Consider the following 26,097-nt stretch of genomic DNA (forward strand, 5'->3'; position numbering starts at 1 on the left):
CATAATCAAAAGCATTTTCTTTACCTGAAATCTCTTTTATATTTTCTTCTATTTCCTTTAATTTTTCTTTTTTATTTGTGTATTTTATAACTGGTTTTAATTTAAGTTTTGCAAGATTTTCTATTATGATAATATCATCTTCTTTAGGATATAAAAGAAGTTCATTTTTATTAAACATATCTTTCACTTTATCAAAATTATATATATTATCATCATTATTAAAAGTTATTGTTTCATCATCATAAATGGTATAGAAGCTTAAAAATACTTCTTTGCTGGATGAATAATTATCAGATTTTCTAAATATAAAATAACTTTTTCCATCCGATAAATCATATCCGAATTGAGATTTTATTTTAAAATCAATAGGATTTGCCATAAATGACACTTTTAATTTTTCCCATTTTTCTATTTCTCTTTGAGTAGTTTTATAAATATTTTGCATTTCAGGATTCATTTCTTTTAATATGCTTTTAATGTATTGATAATAATCATCTTTATGAAACCATTTCGAGTCTAAAATTTTAAAATCCCCTATTCCATGAATATCCAATTCTTCATTATCTTCTATAAATGATACAACCCATTTTCTTTCCAATGCTTTTTCAAACTGATAAATATCAAATTTAAACCAAGCACTTATTATACCGTCTTCATAGATAGCTAAATTTGAAAGAAAATAAGAACCATTTTTAATAATCCCGAAAAAAGTTCTCCCCTCAATTTTTTCATTTCTATATACATTATTTCTGTTCATAAAATACCCTTTCATTTATTTATATATAAAAGGCAATACATCAAGATTTTAAATGTTTTGTTAGTTTTTTGCAAAAATACTTGCAGTACAATATAGCTAATTTAACTATAGGCACAGAATAGTATTTTTAATTACAAATCAAATTACACTAACTCCAACTTTCTAATATTTTTTATATTTATATTATTCTTTGAAAGATAGCTTTTTATGTCTCTTACCCTTATAGCTTTCTCCTTACTTTCTAAAAGAGTTATAAGTAAATTATCATCTTTGTTTATGAGTAAATAATCTCCTTTTCTCTCTTCGCTTGTATTTAATTCTTCCTTGTTTGATAATATGTCAAAAGCTTTTTTATCATCATTTGTAATAATTTTATAAACTGTATTTTTAGGTAGAGATTGAATATTTTTAATATTTAAAGGAGTAGATACTGCACTGATTATCTCAATACCTATATGAGAGAGTAAATTATTTATTTTGTTTTTTAATAATTCTATATCTACAGCATCAGTTAAACTTATTTCCATGTACTCTGCTTCACTCTCGCATGCAAAAGGAGTAGGAGGAGTAAATACAACTTTTTCTAACGGGTGAAAACCTTTGCTTAAAGCTATGCTTGCCCCTGCGATTTTTAAAGCACAAATCATAACTCTTGATAAATCATGCATTCCTAAAAGCGATGATATACCTTCTTTTTTGAATTTCATTAATATTTTATAATTTACAGCGAATATATCTCTTTTCTTTAGAGTCTTTAATTCTTCAACCATTTGAGTGAAGTTTGTATTTAAAACTTCTTTTTTATATTTATGACAGTATTTTTTATAATCTATACCGCAGTTCTGACAATTTCCTGTAAAGCAGTAATCTGTAAATTTTCCGTTTTGAAATCTTTCGTACTCCTTGTCAAAAAATTTCTGACTTACAAGAGTATCAATGCATTTCCAAGGCATATTTATTTTTTTGCTTAATAATTCTTTTATAGTATATCCGCTTTCTTCTATTACTTCTTTCCAAATATCATAATTAAAATACTCTACCCAAGCATCAAATTTTGCACCTTTCTTATAAGATTTATAAATTATATCACCTATTTTTTCATCTCCTCTTGAAATTATGCCTTCAATTTCAGCCATTCTAGGAGGATGATATTTTATAGCTACTTTAGTTCCTCTAAAATGATCGCGTACCTTTCCTATATGAATAATAGCCTCTTCATCTGTTAGCTGATTATTATTTTCTAAAGGGGTATGAGACTTTGGAATAAATACATTAATCGCAGCATTTATTTTTACTTTATTCTTTGATACTTTTATCATTTTTTCAAGAGCTTCTATTATTTCATCGGCTTCTTTGTCCGGATTATCAGTGAATCCTATCATAAAATAAATTTTTACTATTTTCCAGCCCATTTTCTGAACATCGGCAAGTATATTGTATATGGCATCTTCATCCATTTCTTTATTGATTTTTTCTCTTAATTCATGGCTTCCCACTTCTAATGCAAATGTTAAACCTGTTTTTCTAAATTGTGCTATTCTGTCTGCAGTGTCTTTATCGAATGAATCTATCCTTAGTGAAGGCAGAGAAAGAGAAAATCCTTTATACTCTCCTAATGTCTGTAAATATTCTATTAATTCACCAATATGAGGATAATCATCAGCAGAAAGAGAAAATAAATTTAAAGTATTAGCTCCTGTTGCTTCTAATGACTCCATTGATATTTTAACTATCTTTTCTATAGTGCGGTTTCTTACAGGACGATAAGTAATACCAGCCAAACAGAATCTGCAGCTATGAGTACAGCCTCTAGCTATTTCAACGGATATTCTGTTTTGAATGCCTTCAACAAGAGGCACTAAAGGTTTTTTAACATAAGGCATTTCATTAATATTTTCAACGAATATTCTTTTTACATGTTCTCTTGGATATTTTGGCACATAAGCGTATTCAAGTTTTGAAAGCTCTTTTAAAATATCATCTCTTTTAGCTCCGTTTTTTCTGAGATTATAAATTATATCTACAAAGTTTTTCATCTCAAAATCAAATTCGCCGAATAAAAACACATCAATAAAATCAGCTAAAGGAAATGGATTAAATACACTCGGTCCTCCTGCTGCTATTATAGGTACATCTTCGCCTCTTTCTTCTCTATGTATAGGTATTTGGCTTAATTCTAGCACTTGAAGTATATTTGTATATATAAGCTCATACTGCAAAGTAAATCCCAAAATATCGGCATCTTTTACTCTGCTGAAAGTTTCCAAAGTATAAAGAGGTATATTTTTCTCTTTTAAAAGTTTTTCAAAGTCTTCAGCTACTGCATAAACTCTTTCACAAGAAGCGTATTCAATAGAGTTAATAACCTCATATAATATAGAAAGCCCTAAATTACTTATTGCTATTTCGTACATATCAGCAAAGCACATAACGAATTTAAAAGGCATATCAGGTTTTATTATAGCATTTATTTCACCGCCTAAATATCTGGTAGGCTTTATTATATCTTCACTTTTAACAAGTTCCAGTATTTCATTTTTTAAATTTTCGCTCATTATTGTAATTATCCCATATTGTTTTGAATTAATATTATATAGTAAAGTTTAGTATAATACAATTATCATATTATACTAAAATAATTTTGTATTAAATTTTTAGTTTATTTTTTAATCCCGCCCTTTAGGTTTATTGTTTTATTAAGATTTTAAAATTTCATTTATATTTTTAATTTTTAACTATAAAAAAGCATGCCCGCCCAAGTGTTAATTAAATTTAAAATTTTTTTAAACGCACGGTGAATGCATTTTAATAATAAATTTAATTTAGATTAATAATCAAATTTATATTTTTAGTATCACTCAGCGTGCGGCAAAAAGATTATAACTTTAAATAAAACTTGTGTGGAAGCTAAAAATTCTAATAAAGCAGCAAAGATAATAAAAGTAAAATAATTAATGAAAACTAACAAATATAATGGGTGGAGCTGCAGAATAAAATTAAAAACATTGTAAAAAAGCAATTATTAAAGTATGATTTCATATATAGTTTAGGAGTTTTATAAATGGCACTTTTGAAATACAGGGATTATGATAAATATGTACTAAAATTTTTTTATGAAATAAATAAACCAGCGCATAGAAAAGATACTTATAAAAAATTAAAAGAATATACCAATACAACAGAAGAGGATTTCAATCTAATAACAAAAAATGGATACAATAAATTTAATTCTAGAATTCATTGGTCTTTAGTTGTATTAAAAAAAGCTCAATTGATAGAAAATATAGATAAAGGAATATATCAAATAACTGACTTCGGTAAAAAATTCTATGAGGAAAATCCTAACTTTGATTTCAAAACATTAAAAGAAAAAACTCCTTATTTAGAAAATAGCAAAAATAATTCAGACGACGATGACATAGAAGAAATAGAAGATGAAAATAGAAATGAAATAGAAAAGAGTATTGAAGAATATTATGAGAGTGTAGAGAAAGATATACTTGATCGTTTGCAGTCTATGGGTGATAACAATGTTGATAAAGGTACTAAATTTGAAAATATATGTTTAGAACTGCTTGAAAAAATGGGTTATGGTAAAAAATACAGAACAGGCGGAAGCGGCGATAGAGGAATTGACGGAACTCTTACTATGGATAAATTCGGTTTTGACATGATAGGTATACAATGCAAATGCTATAAAGAAAATAATAAAGTTAATGATACCGAAATCACTAAATTTGCTCATGGGCTTAAAAATGTTAATGGAATAAACAGAGGAATTTTTATAACTACTTCTGATTATACTCCTCAGGCTAAAAAAGTTGTAGAAGAATTAAAAGATATAAAAATAATTCTGATTAAGGGATACAGACTTGCTAAATATATGCGTGAATATGAAGTGGGAGTAAAAGTACTTGAAACAAGAAATATTTATGATGTTATAATATAATCTCAAATTTTGTTTTTTGATTTATTTACATACCCCGCCCTTTAGGTTTATTATTTTATTAATATTCTAAAAATTTCATTTATATTTTTAATTTTTAACTATAAAAAAGCATGCCCGCCCAAGTGTTAATTAAATTAAAATGTTTTTAAACGCACGGTGAATGCATTTTAATAATAAATTTAATTTAGATTAATAACCAAATTTATATTTTTAGTATCACTCAGCGTGCGGCGAAAAGATTATAACTTTAAATAAAACTTGGGTGGGAGCTAAAAATTCTAATAAAGCAATAAATATAATGAAAGTTAAATATTTAATTTGATACAAAAAGCATAGAGGGTGGGAATTAGAATAAAATTTTTTAATTAAAGAATAAAAAAGAGGCCTGCTAAAAAGCAAACCTCTTATTATATTTTTATTACCTAAATATTATCTGAACAACTGCGTTATATCATTTATAGTTATGAATATAGCTAAAGTTATTAAGAATGCCGCACCTATAGTCTGTATTTTTGTTAAAACCTTTCTGTCTATGGGACGTCTCATAATAAGCTCTATAAATGAGAACACTATCATACCTCCGTCTACAACCGGAAGAGGAAGAAGATTCATTATAAATAGTATCAAACTTATAGTAGCAGTAAATGAAAGTATAGTTCTTAATCTGTACTCTATATCAACAGAAATTACTTGAGAAGAAAGCTGTATTATTCTTACAGGTCCTCCAAGATTCTCGCGAACTGATAACTTTCCTGTAAATAACAATTTTAAACCATTAATATATGATACTAAATAATTTCCTGTTTCTTTAAACGCTTCAGGTATGGACTGAGGAAAAGGAATACCAGGAACTCTTTCAACTCTCATAGAAGTGCTTTCAAACTCCACACCCAAACTTCCGTAAGTTCCTATTGTTTTTGACTCTACAGGTCTTGGTATTGCCTCTCTTGTAACCTCTTCTCCATTTCTTATAACAGTTATAGTAATCTTTTGAGAAGCATTATCCATAACTATAGGTCTGAAATCTGCTATGTTTCTGGCATTAATTCCATTAATTGATACTATTTTATCTCCATTCATAAGTCCAGCCTCAGAAGCAGCAGAATCAGGAAGCACATTTTTTATTATAAGATCATCACCGAAATATAAACCCAATGCTCTCTCTCCGCTCAATGCTTTAAGCATCTCTACAGAAGGTATCGTTACATTAAGTGTTTCTCCATTACGGTCTAATGTGAATACTATCTTATCAGCAGCTTTCTGTATAGCCTCATCATTTATCGTTTTTAATATATCATTGTCAGATTCTACTTTTCTTCCATTTACAGCAGTTATAGTATCTCCGCTTTGTATACCGTATTCATAAGCTAATGTCATGCCAGACTTTGAATGCATATATCTTCCGTCTTTGAATACTGATACAGTAGGCGAATATAATTCTATCTTTGAAGGCAATGATACCAATACAGCAAGAAGTAAAAAAGCAAATAAATAATTAAAGAAAGGACCGGCAAAATAAACTATTATTCTCTTTAGAGGAGACATATTTAAAAAATCTCCTTCCTCTGTTTTACCGTCCTCCGAAATCTCACCTTTAAACTTACAATATCCGCCGAAAGGTATAATTGACAATCTAAAATCTATGCCTTTTATTTCTTTCTTAAAAATTATAGGGCCGAAACCAATAGAAAAAGCTTCTGCCTTTATTCCAACTGCTAAGCCTGCAAGCAAATGTCCCATCTCATGAACAAATACTAATACGCTTAGTAATATAATAGCTCCTATCCAACTCAAATTGAACCTCCTAAAAATTCATATCTCTTATTGAGAATAATTACTAATAAGTATATATTCAATGTAAATTTATTTCAATACATTTTTGTATTAACATAATATATTTTTTATAAAAATTTACAATAGCTTTATAAACTCATTGTTGTTTAAATATAACAAATATATAAAAATTTTACAAAAATAATTTTATTGACAAAAATAATAAAATTTTATACATTTTGTATATAAAAAAATTATTAATATTTTATTTTCTATATTTAGATTATTTTTATGCGGATGCAGTTATAAGAAACTCCATCAAGAAATTAAAAATATCAGCTATTTCTTTCCAATAAATTCGGAAGTTATACAAGAAAAGTTAACATATAAAAAATAAGGTCATAAAATATATTTATTGATATATAAATAATGCATATATTGACATAAACTTACAAATTTGTTATGGTATAATTAATGAAAAAATTACAATTTATAGTTTTATCAATATGCTTTCTATTTACTGTTAGCTGCAGTTACAGTATATTAAACCCTAATACTGGAAATTCAGGAAATAATAATATAAATAAATCAAAAACTATGTATTTTAAGTTTAAAGTATCAGGAAAATCTTCTAAAATGGCTTTCAATAAAAATAATATTTTTCCTAGAAAATTGAGTATAAAAAATTACGGCAATAATTCTACTTTCACTCATACAGGAAATTGGGGAGATCAAGGATATGTTGTAAATTATTTATTCTGTGATGATAAAGTTGGAAATAGTATGAGTATTCCTTTTTATGCCGGAGATTCTAAATTACAAACATCATACAGTGATAAAGATAGCGAAATAACATTTAAAGGATATATTTGGATTGGAAATACAGGAACTTTATTTTTTAGAAATGATTTTTCCTGCACTATATCTTTAAAAGATTTTAATGAATCTAAAAATAATAATACAGCTTTAATATCAATAGTTTTATATCCTGATAATAATACATATAAATGCTCATTTGATGGTTTTGAAAATAAATAATTAAATATTTTTATTTGATTATATAAAAAATTATTATATAATAATCAAAATTAATAATTCATTAAGGTAAAATAATTTTTAATATAATGGACGAAAGTAAATCGTATATTGTAACTCAAAATAGAGAATATTTTTTATCTCATAATATAGAATATATCTCTTTAAAAAATTCTTCATTAAAAAAGATTCTAAAAGCAATAAAAAAAGATAATCATTCAATAAATATATTTCTATATGACAATGATAAAAATAAATTATACGGATACTACGAAATAGATTTAAATAATCAAACTCAATCAAATAAAGATTATACAGATATCTATATAACAGATAATTATAAAAGAAGAAGAGGTATATATTATAAATTAGAAGATAAATACTCAGATTTTTCTATATATGAAATAGATTATAAAACATTCTCAAAACTAAGAGACAGATTAATAATTCTAAACGACAATATATCTCAGACATTTTTTTCATGCTCAATAGAAAATAATATTTTTAAGTATAGAGCCATAGAAACATATCCCTCGCTTTATGTAGCAGAATATGAGAAGCATTTTGATTATAAGGCTTATGAAAGTATATATAAAGAATATCTGCGTTTAATAAAGCATTCAAACAGTGAAAACGATAATGCATATAAATACATAGAAATCGGCAGCTATTTAATGAATATGCTTATTCCTGAAAAAGATTTTAGAAAGCATATTTTAGAAGGATTTAGAATAGTTTATTTGCATCTTGATGACAGCACTTATAATATACCTTGGGATATACTGTCATACAATGGAAAATTTATATCAGAAAATATAATTTTTTCTTACACTAATGCTTCAAATGTACTTTATAAAAACAATAATAGAATTGCAAATAAAAAAATAAAAATGGCTGTAATATCTATACCTAATGATGATATAACAGAAGATAAAAAAGAAATGGAAATAATACATCAAATAATAAATAATACTAAAAATATAGAAATAGATTTATATAAAAAAGAGCATAATTATTTTGAGTTTATAAAAGTATTGGAAAGCTATGATATAGTTCATATAATAACACATGGATATGATGACGGCATTAAATTAAGCGATGATTACATAATAAACTCTGTTGGAGCATTAGAAAATCCGCCTTCGCTTGTTTTTATCAATGCCTGCAATATGGAAGAGAAAAATAATAAATTAATAAAATCATTATTATCTTCCGGTATTGGAACGGTTATATCTGGTATAGGTTCTTTAGCTGACGGATTATATATTAATTTTATATACAGCTTTTACAGTAATTTATTTCATAAGCATGCAAGAATAAATACGGCTCAGGCATATTATTTTGCTTATACTGAAATAAAAGATTTTTATAAAGGGTTTATGCGTTATAGATTTAATGGAGTTCCTATTTATGTTTAATATGATGATTAGAAGATTTTTTATATTAATAATATTACCTATAATATTTTTTTCATGCAATAATACTGAGGAAATGACTCCTATAAACAAAAGAAAATTAGCACCTAAAGTTTCAAGCATATATAAAGCTGAAGCATATAATTTAAGAATCAATTATATCATAATGCATTATACAGCATTAGATGATGACTTATCATTAAAAATTCTAACAGGACCTGGAGTTTCATCTCATTATTTAGTAACCAGCAGAGAAGATGATCCTATATATAAACTTGTAGATGACAGCAACAGAGCATGGCATGCAGGAATAACAATGTACAATAGTAGATACAGTATGAATGACAGTGCCATTGGAATAGAAGTAGTAAATTTAGGTTTTTTACAGAAAGTTACAAATACGAGAGAACAATTAAGAAGAATGACTAAAACACAAAGAGAGGACTTATTTTTTATACCTTATGATGAATATATAGAATATGACGAAAGCCAAATAGAAAAAATAGTATACCTTTTAAAGAATTTAGTAAAAAAATATGATATCAAGCCTTATAATATATTAGGACACTCTGATGTAGCACCGTTTAGAAAAAAAGATCCAGGACCTAAATTTCCATGGAAAAGACTATATGAAGAACATGATCTTGGAATATGGTACGATGAATACGATTACAGCAACTTTTTGAATGATGATAAATACAAAAGAGCTACGGTAAAGCAAATAAAAAATGAGTTTATAAAATACGGCTATACAAGCATGCCTACAAACAATGTTTGGGATTTCAATTCAAGAAAGGTATTATATGCATTTCAATGTCATTTCAGACCAGAAGAAATAGACGGAAATATTGATAATGAAACTTATGCTATAATAAGGGCTTTGAATGCTAAGGTCAAAAAAATCAATGAAAGAGAAGAGCGTTCTAAAGCTAATAACTTCCTGACAAACACATTCTTTACAAATATTTTTATAAGCAATAATATAGTAAATACAAATTTGAATTATATATATACTAATGGTTCATTAAAAAGAGACTAAGAGAGTTTATTTTATGGTTACAGTTTATATTGCTGCAAGAGATATTGGTAATTACAAAGATAATACAGAAAGACTTAAAGAAGTGCTTATAGAAAGCGACATAATATTAGTTGAAAGTTTCAGAGAAGCAAGTACTCTTTTTAAAGCATTAAATATAAAAAAAGATAAAGAATGTTTAATAGAGTTCAGCGAGCATACAAAGAAATCAAAAGATATTGACGATATAATAACAAAAATTATAAACTGCAAAACTGTTTCTCTTATAAGCGACTGCGGTACTCCAGTATTAGAAGATCCGGGAAGACTTCTTTTAGAATACTGCTATTCACATAATATAAAAGTAAAGCCTATAGCAGGCGTAAGCAGTGTTACAGCAGCTATTATGTGTCTGCCTTTTAATTTCAAAGAGTTTTATTATGCCGGACTTTTACCTAGAGATGACAGAGAAAGAGAAAAAAAATTATCGTACTTAAAAAAATTAAATGTACCTGTTATTATTTTAGATACTCCGTACAGACTTTCAAAGGTGCTTAATGCTGTGAAAAAAGTTTATTCAAAAGATAAAGAAGCAGCTTTATGCTTAGACATTACAACAGATAATGAAGAGATAACTATTGATAAAATAAATAATCTGTGCAGTAAATATCAGGATAATAAAAAACGGGAATTTGTATTGGTTATAAGTTAATAATTTTTATCAGCAATAAGAAAAAATAACCAATATACTCTCTCCGTAGCTTTTTATATCATATTTCATCTTATCTTTTATAATATTATTAAAAGCTTCATCTTCTAAAAACTTTTTATAATAGTCAGCACCAAACTCAGCAGCAAAAATACCATCATCATTCAAAATATTTCTTTCTATTATCATATTTATAACATCTAAATAAATTTTTGAATGATACGGAGGATCAAAATATATAACATCAAATTTATCATTAGTTTTTTTCACATAATCATCTGCAGATACTCTTTTTATCTTGCATATATCATTATAATTTTCAAATATAGTTTTTGCATTAGAAAATATAGTTTTAACAGCTTCTCTGTCTATCTCTATAAATGCAGCATATTTTGCCTTCCTGCTCAATGCCTCAAATCCCATAGCACCGCTTCCGGAACAAAGATCCAGAAATGTTTTATTTTCAATATTAACTATATTAAAGAAAGCCTCTCTAACCTTCGCCTGAGTAGGTCTGAAATCCCTTTTAGGTGTTAATATTTTTCTTCCTTTTTTACTTCCAGATATTACATACATAAATTAAACTGCCGTTATATAATTATTTATACAAAATTCTAATTTGTGCAAAAGCTGCATTTACATTCAAATATAATATCTTATCAGAACTGCCTATAACGAAATTAGTCTCACCGAAACTTACACTGTCTCCGGTAGGAATAGAAACGCTTCCAAAAGCAGAAGATGCTTTTATATGCACCTGTACAGAGTCATTAATAAATATAACAGTATCAGAAAAAACAGTATTAACATATATACTTTTATTTCTGTCTATTTCTAAATCATGCAAATCTATAGCAGTAGTTTTAAAATAAACATCATACTTTCCGTTTTTAGGAATGCTGTCGCCCACATAATGCTTTCCAACTAATATATAAACGCCTAAAAATATTATTATCATTCCTATAATCATTCTAAATATTGGAGTATACAATATGAAAGGCATATTAATATTAAAACAATATCTAATAAGAACATATATTCCTACACATATTACGAACAACCCTAAAAGGATTTTGGATGCATAAAATCCCCTTCCTAAAACAATAGCAAATCCCCATGCAATTATTAAAAGAGCAACAACTATTGTAAATACAGGAGTATATGCCAATGCCGGTATATAAATATGAAAAACATATTGCAGTAATATATATGCCCCTATTATTATTATTATAGTACCTATTAAAAATCTTGAAAATACCAATTTCATAAATCAAAACCTTAAAATATATATTTCTATATAGTAACTAATATTGATAAAAAAACAAGACTTTTATAAAAATTATTGACAAAGTTAACTTTTTAGTGAATAATATGTTTTTATAAATTATAAAAATAAAGACAATTTAATATATATGATTATACTTGATATACTTTATAATATCACCATCTACCCTATAGAGTTCCTTATAGAAACACTATTCTTCCTATTTTATAGAATATTTAACTTTTCTTTCAGTATAAGTATATTATTCTTAAGTTTATCTATAAATCTTATATCTCTGCCTCTTTATAATATAGCAGAAAGCTGGCAGGCAAAAGAAAGAAATCTAAGAAATAAAATGCAGCCTATTATAGACAATATAAAACATGTATATAAAGGAGATCAAAGATATTTATTAATAAAAACTTGTCATAGAATAAACAAATATAAAACAGTATATGCATTTATAGGTATCTTAGGATTGCTTATACAAATACCTTTTTTTATAGCAGCATATCATTTTATTTATAATTTAACCAATTTATCTGAAGGGCATTTTTTATTTATAAAAGACTTTTCAATGCCTGATAATTTAATAAACATATCAAATATACATATAAATATACTGCCTATTACAATGACAGTATTCAGCTTACTATCAGCAAATGTATACAGTAAAAAATTAAATTTTAAAGAAAGCATGCCTATATATATAACATCTTTAATATTTCTGATTTTACTTTATAACTCTCCATCGGGATTATTATTTTATTGGAATATAAATTGCTTATTCTCATTAATTAAAAATATAATTTTAGAATATAAATTAATGCATAAAAAAACAATATCAAAAATATTAAATATTGTATGCATACCAATACTAATTATATTAATTATCATATCATATATAAATAAAACAGATATAAAAAATATACTTACATTTTCTATTTTAATAGTATTAACTTTAAACTTTAATCATATACAAAAATTAATATTCAATAATAAAAACACATATTACATGTTCATAAAAAATAGAACAAAGCTTCTTGTAATATCTTCATTGATAATATCAATACTGTCAGGAATATTTATTCCAAGCTCTCTTATAAGCACTTCTGTATCAGATTTTAAAAATCATTTCAGCTTAATAATAAATAATTTTGCAATCAGTTTAGGAATTTTTTTATTTTATCCAATGTTTATATATACTCTATTTTCAAGTAAGGTAAAAAATTATTTAAGTATTTTTATACCGCTTCTTGCAATAATATTTATATTAGAAACATTTATAGTAACAGGAAATTACTCAAATATAACATCAGACTTCATATTCGATAATCCTAACTCTATTATAGCAACTAATAAAGATATAATTATAAATATATTATTAATAATAATGAGCATAATTTCTGTATTTTTCATTATAAAGAAAATTAAGTACAATATTTTAATTAATATTTATTCTATAATAATTTTAGTTTTAATAAGCACATCTATTTTCTATATGAGTAAAATATTCTCATACTATATTGCAAATAACAATATAGCTAAGGTTATAAATAAAGATGAAAAAATATTTAATGTTTCAAAAGAAGGAGAGAATATATTTGTTATAATATTGGACAGAGCAATATCATCTTATTGGGCAGACGCTTTTGAAAGATACGGTAAATACAAAAAAGAATTTGACGGTTTTGAATTCTATCCTAATACTGTTTCATACAATTATAATACAATAACAATAGCATCTCTTTACGGAGGATATGACTATCTGCCTTATGAAACTAGTACAAACGGGAACTATAATATAACTAATATGCACAATCAGTCAATATTAACATTGCCTTTAGCTTTAGAAAAATACGGCTATAAATCATATATCCTTGAACCTGTATATGCAAATATGTCTTATAAAGGAGATTTAAGCATATTCTCAAATTACAGCAATATAAAAGCATACAGCAAGGATTATATTTATGATTACAGTGTAAATAAGTATATAAATCAAAATAATATTTCCGTATATAATTTAGATAATGATAAAATGATACGTTTTTCAATATTTAAAATAATACCTGTATGGCTTAGAAATACATTATACAGCGATAAAGAATGGTTTATAAATAAAAATAATACCATAAATACAAGTTTAAGTACTTATGCAATGCTTAGTTCTATTAAAGATTTAATAAATATAAAACAATATGGAAGCAACTATAACATACTTCATAATAATGTTACGCATGAACCATATTATTTTATACCTGATTATATACCTACAGTTTCATCTAATTATATAGATGATAATGATTTGAAAATATATGAAGATACTAACAGTGTAAAACATTTTTATGCTAATATTGCAGCAATGAATTGTATAGCTGAAATAATACAATTTTTAAAAGATAATAATGTTTATGATAATACAAAAATAATAATAATTTCAGATCATGGCTACAGAGTAAACTCTCCTCATTTCAAAGATAAAAACATAAAATTTATAAGTTTATATAATCCTTTATTAATGTATAAAGATTTTAATTCCAGAGGAATAGTAAAACTTAATACAAACTTTATGACAGTAGCTGATATGCCGTATATGGCCGTAAAGCATATAGAAAATATAAAAAACCCATTCAATAATAAGCTAATCACAAATGATTATAAAACAAACGGAGCAAACATAATACGTATAAAAAGCTGGAAGCCGGAAAATCAAGGAGAGAATTCCTATGACTTTGACACTTATTACCATGTAAAAAATAACATATTTGATACAAATAATTGGAAATTTTATAAATGGTACTGTCAAAGCAATTACAGTAAAGAAACAGATCTCTCTGCCGGCTTCAAGCAATAAAATAAATATTATCCGTTTAAAAAGTCTTTAATATATTTTGTCTGCTCAGCATTTTTTATCAAAAAAGCATCATGTCCGTAATTTGATTCTATCTCGCAGAATGATGTATTTATATTAGCATTTCTATATGTAATAGCAATATCAGCTGACTGAGAACTTGGATAAAGCCAATCAGATATAAAAGATATTACCAAAACATTTTTTAAAGATACCTTTTTCTTATTTTTTATTTTTTTTATTTCATCTCTAACATCAAAGAAATCCATAGCCTTAGTAAGATATAAAAAGCTATTTGCATCAAATCTTGCTGTAAACTTTTCTCCATTATAATGAAGATAATTTTCAACTTCAAATGAAGGCGTAAAATATTTAACAGACTCTTTTCTCTTTCTTCCGAACTTCTTTCTCATATATTCTTCGCTCATGTAAGTAATATGTCCAAGCATTCTAGCCAAAGCAAGTCCTCTGTCAGGAGATGACATTCCGTAATATTTTCCGCCATACCACTCAGTATCTTCTGTTATAGCCTGTCTTGCTATTTCATTTAATGCTATCTGCATAGGAGAATGGCTCATTGAGCTTGCTATTACTATAGCTTTCTCCATCATTTGAGGATAAGATGCAGTCCATTGTAAAACCTGCATGCCTCCCATAGATCCGCCTATAACGCAGTAAAGTTTTTTTATTCCAAGCGAATCAATTAATATTTTTTGAACATTAACTATATCTTTAATAGTAAAAGTTGGAAAGTCTGTTCCATAACATAAATTACTATTAGGCTTTTTAGATGAAGGCCCTGTAGTACCTGAGCATCCGCCTAAAACATTAGAACATATTACAAAATATTTATCTGTATCTATGGCTTTTTTCTTTCCTACAAAATTACTCCACCAAGAAATCACATCAGAATCCCCTGTAAAGGCATGGCATATTAAAATAGCATTATCCATATGAACATTTAAATGTCCGTTTGTAGTATAAGCTATAGTTAATTCATTTATTGAAACTCCATTTTCAAATTTGAAAGATTTCTCATAATTTAAATATTTAATTTCAGTTTTTTTATGTTCATCAATTTTCTCTTCTTTTTTATTTCTTCTTATACTTTTCATAAAATAATCCTTTTTATTAAAACAGGAGTAATTATTTATATTCCCCTGTTTTTTATACTTTCAATTATTTATTTGCTATAGTTAAAGCCTCATCCAAATAATATAATATATCATCTATATGCTCTATACCAATAGAAAGCCTTATAAAGTTTTTACTTATTCCGCCCTTTATAAGCTCATCTTCAGATAATTGAGAATGGGTAGTAGAAGCAGGATGAGCCACTAAACTCTTAACATCTCCAACATTAACCAAATGAGAAAATAATTTTATATTGTCTATAAATTTAACAGCAGCTTCATATCCACCTTTAATACCGAATACAACCATTCCTCCGAATTTATCTTTTAAATATTTGCTAGCTGTTTTATATGAAGGATCATTTTTTAGTCCTGGATATCTAACCCATTCCACTCTATTATCTTTCTCCAAAAACTCAGCAACTTTTAAAGCATTATATGAATGTCTCTCCATTCTCAAAGCTAAAGACTCTATTCCCTGAATAAATATCCAAGAATTATCAGGAGAAAGACAGGCACCTAAATTTCTAAGAGGCACAGTTCTAACTCTTAAAGCAAATGCTATGCTTTTAAGTTCATCAGGCAAATCATAAGCCCAGCGAAGACCATGATAATTAGAATCAGGTTTTGAAAATAAAGGAAATTTATCGCTTTGCCAATTGAAATTTCCGGAATCGGTTATAATACCTCCTATAGCATTGCCATGCCCTCCTATCCATTTAGTAAGAGAATTAATTACTATATCAGCACCATGCTTAATAGTTTGAAGCAGATACGGAGTTGTAAATGTTGCATCAACTATTAAAGGTATTCCGGCATTATGTGCTATTTTAGCAACTTCCTCTATATCCGTAAAATCTAATGAAGGATTTGAAATCGTTTCTATATATATTGCATTAGTTTTGTCAGTAATAGCCTTAGCAAAATTTTCAGGATTTTTAGCATCTACAAAAGTGGTATTAATTCCCAATTTAGGAAGTATAGCAGCAAATTGAGAATATGTACCGCCGTATAAACTATATGAAGAAACTATTTCATCTCCAGCCTCGCATATAGTAATTATAGTATAAAATATAGCATTTGTTCCGGATGAAACAGCTATCGAAGCCTTACCTCCCTCTAAAGCTGTTATTCTTTTTTCAAGAACATCAGCAGTAGGATCTCCAAGCCTTGTATAAATATAACCTAATTCTTTCAAACCAAATAGATCAGCGGCATGCTTGGAATCTCTAAACAAATAAGAGCTTGTTCTATAAACCGGTACCCCTCTGCTTGCAAATGTGTCATTATGTTCCTGCCCTGCATGTGCAGCTAATGTTTCAAATTTTAATTCTCTTGACATTGTTCATTCTCCTTTTAATAAATTCATAATTTAAAACAAAAAAGCCGTCAAAACTTTGACGGCTGAAATTACAAAACAAAATATAAATTATACTATACAGCCATCATTATAAAAATATGCATTTGCATGAGGCAAAGCAGCTTATTTATAATAATAAATGCTTTCATTAAAAATTTCCTATATGTATAATTATATGATAATTAATTATATATTAATATAAAAATATTTTCAATAGTAATTATATTTTTTATAATCAATTATTTTCTCCATACCAATCAACATTACGTGTAAAGTACATAGCAAGAGCAATTACAGCAAATAATCCTAATGTACCCATTAATAATGCATAGTCTGTTAATTGTAATATTCCAAATAAGAACACATATATTAAAGACTCTACTATTGCCATTGAAACAGTGTATTTAGGAGATTTTATTATATAGCCTATATAAATTGATGTTAAAGCGGTTACCATCAATGCACTTATAAAATAACTAATATTAAAGTTTATATGTTCTGATATAGCTAAAAGAAGCAGATAAAATATTGCATTAGCTACACCTATAAGTATATACTGCACTGGGTGAATTCTTTTCTTTGAAAGCACCTCGCATAAAAAGAGTACAAAAAATGGAATAAAAATAAATAGTATAGCATATTTTACACTTCTTGATGTCTTTTGATAATTGTCATTGAGAAGTAAAAAAGATATTAAAACATTATTATTTGATCTATTAACATTCTGCTCCTCAGTAAAATACTGATTATTATCTGCAGTATTTGCTATATTGGCATTTTCATCGCTAGTCCAATATTTAGTGAATGCTGTATTAAAGCTCGCTATCTGCCACTCAGCATTAAATCCGTCATTACCGACTTCTCTTTTTGTAGGTAAAAATCCTCCTGTAAAACTAGGATCTTTCCATTTTGAAGATATATTAAAAGTATTTTCAGAAGCTAAAGGAGTTATTATAAGAGAGTTTCCTCCTTGAATATCCATTGTAATATTAAAATCAAAACCGTTTAATATTCTATCTCTTGAAATAGTATATATAAACTTATTATTAAACATATTTAAAGCTATATTAATATTTTTCTCATAATATTTAAGCTCTTCATTTCCATTAACTAATATATTAGGAAGCTTCATAAGATTTTTTTTATTTCCTATACCTAATATAACCATAGCCTCATCATAAAGTATAGTATTATTATTTTCATCTAAATTATATATTTCAGCATTATATTTATCGAATTTTCCTTTTATATTTAATTTAGAATTGAAAATGGGAGCTTTAAATATACCTCTGCTTAAACTAGAAACTTCAACATCCCCGGTTATATTATATTCATTAGGCATATAAAAAATATATTTTCTTATATACTTTGTTTCTTTAGTTTGACTATCAATTACTTTACTTAAATACGGTATGGCAACAACTATGCCTTGTATATTAGCACTGTCGCCTACAGGTTCTATTATAGAAGATACTGCTTCCCTTTGATAGTTAATCCTATCCCTTACAACACTGTTTATAAATGACATAGGAATTAAAAGCAAAAGTCCTAGTATCACTATTATAAGTATTTTAAATCCTAAAGTTTTTGTAATCTCATTAATATTTTTAATCATCATAAACCTCTTAATTTTTATATATAAATATAATATAAAAATATATAAAAATGTAAAATATAATGTTTTTAAAATAGAAATTTCTTGATTAAATGAAAAGGAGTTTGACAATAAATCAAACTCCTTAATAATTCATATTACCATTTAAGTACAAATTCTGTATAAATCTCACCGTCTTTAGTAGATTTACTTATTTCCATAGTAGCCCTAATATGAGTAACAGATTCAAGTAAGAGACTAGCCCAAGCAAGTACTGCAAGCTCAATAACTTCAGGGTTCTCATTAAAATTAGTAAGATGTACAACTAATAATTTTTTTCTAGCCTTAATAAGCTCTATTTTTGCAGGAGCAAACAAGCTAGGGAATATATGTTCTGCCGCATAGCTTAAAACAACATGTTTAGGAAGTAAGAATAACAAAGGTCTTAAATATTTCGGTACTATTTGTCCGAAGTGATATTCTGATACCTCTTTAATACCTGTATTAGTTCCGGCATAGAACAAGTCGCATAACAATTTATATGTTTTATGGAAAGAAGTCATATACGGATACCATTCTTTACTTGATATCTCATTTTTAAATATCAAAGCAGATGAAGGCTCCATTGAAGAAAGCCATTTTTGATATCCTTCCTCTCCGAATTTAGTTTTAACAAATTCTTTTAATATAATTAAAGTAATACCTCTTACTTTTTGAGTTATAGCATCTTTCTTACCTCTAATATCTTTAATCTTATATTTTGATATCTCAAACTCAAGCTCTGATAACAATCTATTATTGTCAGAAGCAAATTTATTCATTGTATTTGCAGAAGCTGAAAGATTATTAGAACTTTCAGAAATATTTTCTACACTATTATGAATAGACTCAGAGATGCTTTTAAGTTTATTCATAGTCTTAGAAGCATTAACAGATATATTATTCAAAGACTCAAGATTTTCTTTTATATTTGTAAGTTTATCCGCAACATCAATATACTGAGTTTTAATATGTTCACTGGACTGAGATATATTAGTAATAGAATTTACTATTTCATTGATAGCCTTTAATTGTTCAACAGAAGACAAATGAACACTTCCCATAATCTCTGTAACTTCCTGAACATCTTTAGTAAGTATATCAAATTGCTCTGTTGATTCTGTTAAATCGTTTGTTGTAGTTATAATTTTATCTTCTATGTTTTGAAGAACTTTATTGGCATTATCTGCCTGTTCATTCGATACTTCTGATAATTTACGTATCTCTTCAGCAACAACAGCAAAACCGGAACTATATTTACCAGCATGAGCAGCCTCAATAGCAGCATTCATAGCCAAAAGGTTTGTTTGATGTGCTATATTTCTAATAGAACTTACGAAATTAGAAATGAATCCTAAAGCATTTCTCAAATCCCCTGTAGCCATAGATGTAGCCTGCATTTTTTCTTTACTTTTAATAGAAGCAGCTGATAAATCTTTAGCTTTATTACTAGCCTTAGAAATAATCGAATCTATATTTTCAATAGTTTTGCTCATCTCTTCTACTGCAGTAGCTATTTGCTCAATACTTTCACCTTCTTCTATAATTTTATTTTGAAGCTCTCTAGTATCCTTTTCTATCTCATCAATATTGCTTGTATTTGAAGATATATATTCCTGCATATTTTGATTGTTGCTTTCTACAATCTCCACTTGACTTAATTCATCATTTACATTATTTCTAATAGTTTCTATACTGCTGTTAATTCCATATATTACTTCTAAATTTTCCCCTAATTTTTCAGATAAAGTATCACTTTGTTTTTTAGAAGTCAAAATAGTTCGTTTAACACTTGAAAGTACAGACTGAAGAGAATTATTTAAAAGTACTACCCACTTTGTCATCTCACCTATTTCATCACTTCCTGAAATTTCAGGTATATTAATAGTTAAATCTTTATTATTTACAGAATCTCCTATAGCATCGGATATTTTTGTAATAGAGCTGAATAACATTTTTATAAAGAATATAATAGCTACTATTGCCATTAAAAATGCTATAATTATAGTGTAGAATATAGAATTATTCATACCATTAATCTGAGAAGTATAATAAGATTCAGGTATAAGCATTACAACGTTAATAATATTTGATATGGTTGCTATATATGATTTATAAACAACACCGTCTATCATGATATCTTCAACTTTTACATTGCCTGCAGACAAATTAGCATTTAAAACATCATAATAATCAGGATATAATATATCTAATTTTACATTATTTAATGCACCATTTTTAGAATTAATTATAGTTAAATTAGATTTATCTATAACTAAAAGTTCAGAACCTTCTATATTAAAAATATCTTTTATATAATCAATAGAATAGTTAAATATTATTCCAACATTTGCTATACCTATTATTCTATTATTATTTATATCAGATATAGCAGAAGGTATATTCAATGTTATATTATTATTTTCATTATTAATGAATGGAGTTAATAACCTATGCGATAATATTCTTCTGCTTTCAACATTATAATTAGTTGATAAATAACTATATATAATTTCATTAGTATCAATATTTATATAAGAATATTGATTATCAATTGTAGAATATCTATACATAGTATAGGCAGCATTAGCATTAGTAATTGCAGAAGGATGAATTAATATATCAATCATTCTATTAAAATACAGCTGAGATTCATTTATAGATGCTGAAAGGAAATCTTTGAAATAGTTATTAATATACTCTGAATCCGCATTTCTGATATTATTATAACCTATAGAAATAGAAGAAGATATTTTTAAAATTTCTTCCCTAGCTGATACAATATTATATTCAAACTCTTTTTCTATAAGCCTAAATTTATTATCAAGACTTCTTTCAGTTATAGTAAAAAAAGTTTCTGTATTTAAAGTATTACTTAGAAAGTTTGTGCTTAATGCTACTAGAGCCATTACACCAACTATCATTAAAATTATACGAATTTTTATACCCATTGCAAAATGCTCCTATGAACTTTAGTATCGGAATTATAAGCGTATTTTTTAAAGATTTGTTCATATAATATATACTTAAAAACAATAGCTGTAAATAGATATTATAAAAAAAGTATCATTATTTTTTATTAATTTAAATAATTTCATTATAATCAAAAAATATTTTTATTATATAATAATTATAAAAAAGGCGATATCTAATAATAGATACCGCCGCACAAAAAATTTATATAAACTTACACACCCATTCTGTTTATTACAACATCGAGTAATTGATCCATTACACTAACAACTCTAGCAGAAGCATTATAACCATGCTGATACATAGCCATCTGTGCTACTTCTTCATCCAAGTTAACACCTGATACGGATTGTCTTAATTTTTCAAGATATTCCATAACAACTGTTTGTTTTTCAGTTTCAGCATTTGCTGTTTCTGTTCTTGATGCTATTCTTGCTATGCTTCCTGTATAAAAATCATTGAATGTAGATTTGCTTTCTACCATTATTTCTTTATTTTTTAAGTTAGCAATAGCTAATGCATTAGAACCATCTCCTATTCCATTCCATTTATCATTAAATCCATTACCTGTAGTATCTATACCCTTTGAAGCTGCTATGTAATTTACATCATTTCTGATAATATCATTAACTGCAATTGCTGCTGAAGGATGTCTGTATGGAGTAGTAGTAAAGTTTCTAAAATCGCCTGCAAGCTGATTAACTTGATCTGTAGTCTGCCAATTATAAGCACCTGCAGCACCTGACTGATTAAGAACACCTGTAATACCTACTAAGAAATCTCCTGAATCTTCTATATGCTTAATGAAATATGAAGGCTTCATATAATCATCAAAACCTCTGGCTTTAAGTACAAGTCTGTTATTATCATCCAAATAAGCTGATACATTAGCTTGGCTTGAGTTAATTTTATCTATTAAATCACCTACTTTCATTTGGGCAGTATAATCAATAGCTACGTCAGCACCTTCTCTAGTTCTGTTTCCAAATATTAAAGTTCCGCTGCTTCCTACACTGTCTGTAGCCTCTACAGAATTAACACCGCTTACTTTAAACATTATAGTAGAATCTTCCTGTCCGTCATTATTAATATCATAATTACCTATTACAGAAGGAGTAGCCTTTGTCATAGTGAAGAAATCAACACCTGTTTCCTGATTAAGTCCGAAACCGCTTCTATGTACTTCGTTTACACTGTCTGCTAAATTCATAGCGAAAGTATCTAAATCATTAATAGCATCAACAGTATCAACATCTCTAAGTTCTACTAAAGCTTTTAATTCTCCGCCTTCAAATTGAACCTGAACATGATCTTTTTTCCAATAAATATCATACATTCCTTCATTATTTACATTTCTCTCTATGCTTAATTCGCTGACAACATTACCTTGAATTAAAGCTCTTCCGCCTATATAGATCATAGTTTCATCAGGGTCTATTGATTTTATATCAACATTAGCAAGAGAAGAAAGTTCATCTACCAATAAATCTCTTCTATCCAATAAGTCATTAGGGCTTTGTCCCAATGCCTGCTGCTTAACTATTTCAGTATTCAAATCCTTTATTGAATTTGAAATATCATTTATTCTATTTACTTTATTTTCAACGAGATTGTTCAAATTATTACGCATTCCGTTCATTTGACCAAACATTTGATTTAATGAATTATTTATTCTGTCGGCTCTCTCTACCAAAACCATTCTTGTTCCTCTTTCAGTAGGATTAGTAGCCATTTCCTGCCAAGCATCCCAGAAAGCATCTAAATCGCTTCTTAAATTGGAATTGCCAGGTTCATTATAAATAGATTCTAATTGTTTTAAATAATCAGATTTAGTTTTCCAATAACCATCTGTTCCAAGTTCAGCCATAATTTTAGCGTCTATAAACTCATCTCTTATTCTTTCAATAGTAGTTATTTCAGCACCCTGACCTATTTGTCCTGCTCTTTCCGCTCTATTTAAACTTGGTGCTTCCAAAGGCTTATCAAAAGTACGCATTACAACACGCTGTCTGCTGTATCCTTTAGTTAAAACATTATTTATATTATGACCTGTAACTTCCAAAGCTGTTTTGAAGTTTTGAAGAGATCTTTTTCCTAATTCTATACCAAAAAATGAGCTTGTTGACATCATTATGCTCCTTAAAAATAGTTTACTTCTAATTATTATAATTATCGTATTTATAAAAAAAATTATTACATTTTTTTTATTATTATTGTAACAAAAGGTAACATAATTAAATAAAAAATATAAAAACTTATTTGAAGTTAATAGTTATTTTGAATTTAAAAAAATAATAAGCTGCCTTTTTAAAAGACAGCCTATTTAATTATTTTATTTTTTATACTTTAAAAAACTTCATAGCCTCAACAAGTTCTACCGCCTGATTAAGTAATGAAGTAGAAGATGAAGATACCTCGGCAACCAAAGCTGCATTCTGCTGAGTTACAGTATCCATATTAGAAACAGCTTTATTAACCTGTTCAACTCCTGCCTGCTGTTCTACAGCTGTTGAACTTATATCCTGCATTATTCTAGCTGTATTTTCTATTTTTACCTGTAAATCATTAAATATTTCCTGAGATTCTCTTGCTGATTCTGTAGCTTTATTAATTTTATCATAGGCATTATCAACTAAATCAGTAATATCCTTAACTGATGTTTGAGTTGTTTGAGCTAAATTTCTAACTTCAGAAGCTACAACAGCAAAACCTTTACCCATATCGCCTGCTCTTGCTGCTTCTACTGCTGCATTCAAAGCAAGTATATTTGTTTGAAAAGCAATATCTTCTATTATTTTTGTAATATCTTTAATCTTTGTACTTGCATCATAAACTTCTTCTATATTTTTGGTAGTCTCCAAAATTATATCTCCTGCACTTTGAATAGAATCTTTTGAATCTATCATCATTTTATTTCCTTCTACTGACTGATCTGTAGATGATTTTATTGTAGAAGCCATCTCTTCCATTGAAGAAGCTGTTTCCTCCAAACTTGCAGCCTGAGATTCTGTACGATGTGATAAATCTTCACTTCCTCTTGAAAGCTCTCCTGCGCTATTGCTTATTTCATCTGCTGAAGTTCGTACTTTAATAATTATTTCCGACAGCTTATTTTTCATATTAAAAAATGAATTTGAAAGCATACCTAATTCATCTTTTCTATCAATATTTCTGTATTGAGAAGTTAAATTTCCGTTGGATATTTCACTTGCAATTAATACCAAATCATTTAAAGGTTTTGTTATACTTTTTATATACATAGCAACAATAATACTAGCCAATATTATAAAAAAAGGCCCTATTGTAGATGTTCTTAAAATTATGCCTCTTATCTCTTTATATATATGGCTATTGTAATTTGCAAATATAACAGACCAAGGCATTATATTAATATTTTTATAAGCCGCTGAACGTTTTGCTTTATTTCCGCCGTAAGTATAAGATTCTATAACACCTTCTGATGTATTTTTAGTTACATCATAAACATTCGGCAAAGGCGTACCTATTCTATTTATATCAGATGATAACATTATAATACCTTCATTATTTGCTATAGTTATAGCTCCGTCAAAATCAATATTGGAAATAAAATCACTATTAACTTTTCCCAAATCTAGATTTATATAAATAATACCTATTAATGTCCCTTCTGAATTAAATAAACCTTTACAGAGAAGAACAGATTGAGTCTCTATTGATGTAGTATTACCATAAGTATTATTGTAATTATTTGATTTTAATCTTGAAAATAATTCAGGATCCATATCCGATATAGATGTGCCTTCAAGCTCTGGTTTATCACTATCAACTATTATTGTACCATTAGTATCAGCCAATCCCATATTAAGAGCATATCTATTAACAGAAGAAAAATCTTTTAATCTGTTTATACTTCTATTTTTTACCGTTTCATCATTTGTATCTAAAAGAATATTAAACACAGTTGATGACTTAGAATATGTATTAATTGCCAATAGCTGTTCATGCAGTACCATATCTATCATAGAAGCGTATCCGGAAACTGTAGACTTAAAACCATTTAATGATGATCTTTTAACAGCTCTTGTAGATGATAATACAGAAAGAGTAGCTAATATAAAAACTGTAACAAAAATAATTATACTTATAATAAAAGGAACTTTAAAAGACAAACTAGTTATTTTCTTCATAATAATTACCCTAATTAAATTTTATTTACATTAATGAAATTTTAATATACATTTAATT

General features: G+C 27.1%; 17 protein-coding genes. 6 read left to right on the plus strand and 11 right to left on the minus strand.

Translation table 11 applies throughout. From position 1 onward, the window contains the following. Together Q0J90_RS00490 and Q0J90_RS00495 are read right to left on the minus strand one after the other, a co-directional pair. Positions 1–757 (minus strand): hypothetical protein (locus Q0J90_RS00490; protein WP_297276057.1); only part of this gene is annotated, 757 nt, incomplete at its 3' end. 143 nt (positions 758–900) lie between these two features. Further along, positions 901–3,312, minus strand: a complete 2,412-nt coding sequence (locus Q0J90_RS00495) for a TIGR03960 family B12-binding radical SAM protein (RefSeq protein ID WP_297276058.1) — start codon at positions 3,310–3,312, stop codon at positions 901–903. 506 nt (positions 3,313–3,818) lie between these two features. Between Q0J90_RS00495 and Q0J90_RS00500 the strand changes: the two genes are divergently transcribed. Beyond that, entirely contained in the window at positions 3,819–4,706 is an 888-nt protein-coding gene (locus Q0J90_RS00500; protein ID WP_297276059.1) for a restriction endonuclease, read from the plus strand. Positions 4,707–5,135: 429 nt separating this feature from the next. On the opposite strand, the gene rseP is transcribed toward Q0J90_RS00500, so the two are convergent. Then, positions 5,136–6,500 (minus strand): RIP metalloprotease RseP, encoded by a 1,365-nt coding sequence (gene rseP, locus Q0J90_RS00505; protein WP_297276060.1) that lies wholly within the window; start codon positions 6,498–6,500, stop codon positions 5,136–5,138. 453 nt (positions 6,501–6,953) lie between these two features. Between rseP and Q0J90_RS00510 the strand changes: the two genes are divergently transcribed. The 4 genes from Q0J90_RS00510 to Q0J90_RS00525 all read left to right on the plus strand — a co-directional run bounded on the left by Q0J90_RS00510 (position 6,954) and on the right by Q0J90_RS00525 (position 10,656). Continuing rightward, complete coding sequence (locus tag Q0J90_RS00510) at positions 6,954–7,517, plus strand: hypothetical protein (RefSeq protein WP_297276061.1); 564 nt, start codon at positions 6,954–6,956, stop codon at positions 7,515–7,517. A gap of 86 nt (positions 7,518–7,603) precedes the next feature. Next, a complete protein-coding gene (locus tag Q0J90_RS00515; protein ID WP_297276062.1) occupies positions 7,604–8,932 on the plus strand; it encodes a CHAT domain-containing protein in 1,329 nt (442 codons plus the stop codon). Beyond that, positions 8,925–9,968, plus strand: coding sequence for an N-acetylmuramoyl-L-alanine amidase (locus Q0J90_RS00520; RefSeq protein WP_297276063.1), 1,044 nt, complete (start codon positions 8,925–8,927; stop codon positions 9,966–9,968). The genes Q0J90_RS00515 and Q0J90_RS00520 overlap by 8 nt, the downstream gene beginning before the upstream one ends. 13 nt (positions 9,969–9,981) lie before the next feature. Beyond that, positions 9,982–10,656 carry an SAM-dependent methyltransferase gene (locus tag Q0J90_RS00525; RefSeq protein WP_297276064.1) on the plus strand — a complete coding sequence of 225 codons (675 nt, stop codon included), beginning with the start codon at positions 9,982–9,984 and terminating at the stop codon, positions 10,654–10,656. Between the two features lie 9 nt (positions 10,657–10,665). Here the strand turns inward: Q0J90_RS00525 and rsmD are convergent, their stop codons facing one another. Both rsmD and Q0J90_RS00535 read right to left on the minus strand, forming a co-directional pair. Then, positions 10,666–11,229, minus strand: a complete 564-nt coding sequence (rsmD, locus tag Q0J90_RS00530; protein WP_297276065.1) for a 16S rRNA (guanine(966)-N(2))-methyltransferase RsmD — start codon at positions 11,227–11,229, stop codon at positions 10,666–10,668. A 22-nt stretch (positions 11,230–11,251) separates the two neighbouring features. Continuing rightward, positions 11,252–11,920, minus strand: a complete 669-nt coding sequence (locus Q0J90_RS00535; protein WP_297276066.1) for a hypothetical protein — start codon at positions 11,918–11,920, stop codon at positions 11,252–11,254. 145 nt (positions 11,921–12,065) lie between these two features. Between Q0J90_RS00535 and yidC the strand changes: the two genes are divergently transcribed. Continuing rightward, complete coding sequence (gene yidC / locus Q0J90_RS00540; protein ID WP_297276067.1) at positions 12,066–14,774, plus strand: membrane protein insertase YidC; 2,709 nt, start codon at positions 12,066–12,068, stop codon at positions 14,772–14,774. A gap of 8 nt (positions 14,775–14,782) precedes the next feature. Here the strand turns inward: yidC and Q0J90_RS00545 are convergent, their stop codons facing one another. The 6 genes from Q0J90_RS00545 to Q0J90_RS00570 form a co-directional block, all read right to left on the minus strand. Then, positions 14,783–15,886 carry a homoserine O-acetyltransferase gene (locus Q0J90_RS00545; protein WP_297276068.1) on the minus strand — a complete coding sequence of 368 codons (1,104 nt, stop codon included), beginning with the start codon at positions 15,884–15,886 and terminating at the stop codon, positions 14,783–14,785. Positions 15,887–15,950: 64 nt separating this feature from the next. Further along, positions 15,951–17,246, minus strand: coding sequence for an O-acetylhomoserine aminocarboxypropyltransferase/cysteine synthase family protein (locus tag Q0J90_RS00550; RefSeq protein WP_297276069.1), 1,296 nt, complete (start codon positions 17,244–17,246; stop codon positions 15,951–15,953). 253 nt (positions 17,247–17,499) lie between these two features. Then, positions 17,500–18,879 (minus strand): cell envelope integrity protein CreD, encoded by a 1,380-nt coding sequence (creD, locus tag Q0J90_RS00555; protein WP_297276070.1) that lies wholly within the window; start codon positions 18,877–18,879, stop codon positions 17,500–17,502. Between the two features lie 137 nt (positions 18,880–19,016). Further along, a complete protein-coding gene (locus Q0J90_RS00560; protein WP_297276071.1) occupies positions 19,017–21,848 on the minus strand; it encodes a methyl-accepting chemotaxis protein in 2,832 nt (943 codons plus the stop codon). A 236-nt stretch (positions 21,849–22,084) separates the two neighbouring features. Continuing rightward, positions 22,085–23,998 (minus strand): flagellar hook-associated protein FlgK, encoded by a 1,914-nt coding sequence (flgK, locus tag Q0J90_RS00565; RefSeq protein WP_367173817.1) that lies wholly within the window; start codon positions 23,996–23,998, stop codon positions 22,085–22,087. Positions 23,999–24,209: 211 nt separating this feature from the next. Then, on the minus strand, positions 24,210–26,039 hold the full coding sequence (locus Q0J90_RS00570) for a methyl-accepting chemotaxis protein (RefSeq protein WP_297276073.1): 1,830 nt from the start codon (positions 26,037–26,039) through the stop codon (positions 24,210–24,212). Between the last annotated feature and the right edge of the window lie 58 nt (positions 26,040–26,097).

The organism is uncultured Brachyspira sp. (assembly GCF_944390595.1).
Taxonomy (GTDB): domain Bacteria; phylum Spirochaetota; class Brachyspiria; order Brachyspirales; family Brachyspiraceae; genus Brachyspira.